Source organism: Streptomyces sp. P5F9, from assembly GCF_057961495.1.
The window spans coordinates 1-1922 of the sequence record NZ_JBXVPZ010000839.1 but is presented as its reverse complement, the minus strand read 5'-3'; the positions used below and the strand labels follow the sequence as shown (position 1 = coordinate 1922).

1 protein-coding gene is annotated in these 1922 nt (G+C 70.1%); it reads right to left on the bottom strand.

Features of this window, described 5'->3' with window-relative positions; genetic code table 11:
* A partial coding sequence (locus AC31A1_RS50730) for an FdhF/YdeP family oxidoreductase (protein ID WP_489659804.1) occupies positions 1–1814 on the bottom strand: 1814 nt, incomplete at its 3' end.
* Positions 1815–1922: the final 108 nt, after the last annotated feature.

The following is a 1922-nucleotide window of genomic DNA, read 5'->3' as shown; positions in this document are numbered from 1 at the left end:
CCTCCGGGGTGGGCCACGCGCGCGTTGAAGTCCTCGAAGCCGGGGATCACGCGGGCGATGCGGTCGCGGATCGTCGCGTAGTCCTTCTCGAACTCCTCCCAGGGCGTGCGGGATTCCTCGCCGAGAACGCGGCGGGCGAGGCGGCACACGATGGCCGGTTCCGACAACAGGTCGGCGCTCGCGGGCTCCAGGCGGCCGCGGGAGGCGTGCACCATGCCCATGGAGTCCTCGACGGTCACGAACTGCTCGCCGCCGCCCTGGAGATCGCGCTCGGTGCGGCCCAGGCAGGGCAGGATGAGGGCACGAGTCCCCGTGACGGCGTGCGAGCGGTTGAGCTTCGTCGACACGTGCACGGTGAGGCTGGCGCGCCGCATGGCGGCTTCGGTGACCTCGGTGTCGGGGGACGCGGACACGAAGTTGCCGCCCATGGCGAAGAACACCTTCGCGTCGCCGTCGCGCAGGGCGCGGATCGCGGCGACGACGTCGTAGCCGTGCTCGCGCGGCGGGGCGAAGCCGAACTCCTTCTCCAGGGCGTCCAGGAAGGCTGGTGCGGGGCGTTCGAAGATGCCCATGGTGCGGTCGCCCTGCACGTTGCTGTGGCCGCGCACCGGGCACACGCCGGCGCCGGGGCGGCCGATGTTGCCGCGCAGCAGAAGGAAGTTGACGACCTCGCGGATGGTCGGCACGGCGTGCTTGTGCTGGGTGAGGCCCATCGCCCAGCACACGATGGTGCGCTCGGAGGCGAGGACCAACTCCAGGGCCTTCTCGATCTCCGCGCGGGTCAGCCCGGTGGCGAGGAGCGTCTCGTCCCAGTCGGCGTCCCGCGCGGCGGCGGCGAACTCCTCGTAGCCGTGGGTGTGTTCGTCGACGAACTCCGTGTCGACCGCGCCGTCCGTCTCAAGGATGAGCTTGTTGAGGAGGCGGAAGAGGGCCTGGTCGCCGCCGATGCGGATCTGCAGGAACAGGTCGGTGAGGGCGGCGCCCTTGAGCATGCCCTGCGGGGTCTGCGGGTTCTTGAACTTCTCCAGGCCCGCCTCGGGCAGCGGGTTGACGCTGATGATCTTCGCGCCGTTGGCCTTGGCCTTCTCCAGGGCGGAGAGCATGCGCGGGTGGTTGGTCCCCGGGTTCTGGCCGGCGACGACGATCAGGTCGGCCTGGTAGAGGTCCTCCAGCAGGACGCTGCCCTTGCCGATGCCGATCGTCTCGCTGAGGGCCGAACCGCTCGACTCGTGGCACATGTTGGAGCAGTCGGGCAGGTTGTTGGTGCCCAACTCTCTTGCGAACAGCTGGTACAGGAACGCGGCCTCGTTGCTGGTCCGGCCCGAGGTGTAGAACAGCGCCTCGTCGGGCGAGCCGAGGGCGGCGATCTCCTCCGCGACGATGTCGAAGGCACGCTCCCAGGAGACCGGTTCGTAGCGCTCGGCCCCTTCGGGGAGATACATGGGGTGCGTCAGCCGCCCCTGCTGGCCCAGCCAGTACCCGCTGCGGGTCGCGAGATCGGCCACCGGGTGGGCCGCGAAGAACTCCGGGGTGACCCGGCGCAGGGTGGCCTCCTCGGCGACCGCCTTCGCGCCGTTCTCACAGAACTCCGCCGCGTGCCGGTGGTCCGGCTCCGGCCAGGCGCAGCCCGGGCAGTCGAAGCCGTCCTTCTGATTGACCCGCAGCAGCGTCAACGCGGTGCGCTTCACACCCATCTGCTGCTGGGCGATGCGCAATGTGTGCCCGATCGCCGGAAGTCCGGCCGCGGCGTGCTTGGGCTCGGTGACCTGCGGGGCGTCCTGGACCGGATCACCCTTGGGCGGCTTCGTGGCCATCGCGGGCCCTCCTTCGCTGGCACATGTGCACTACATCTCCGATCCTCGCACGGGGCAGTGACAGCGCCGAGGTCGGTTCGTGGGATCTATGGGTTCGGGGGGCGGGAC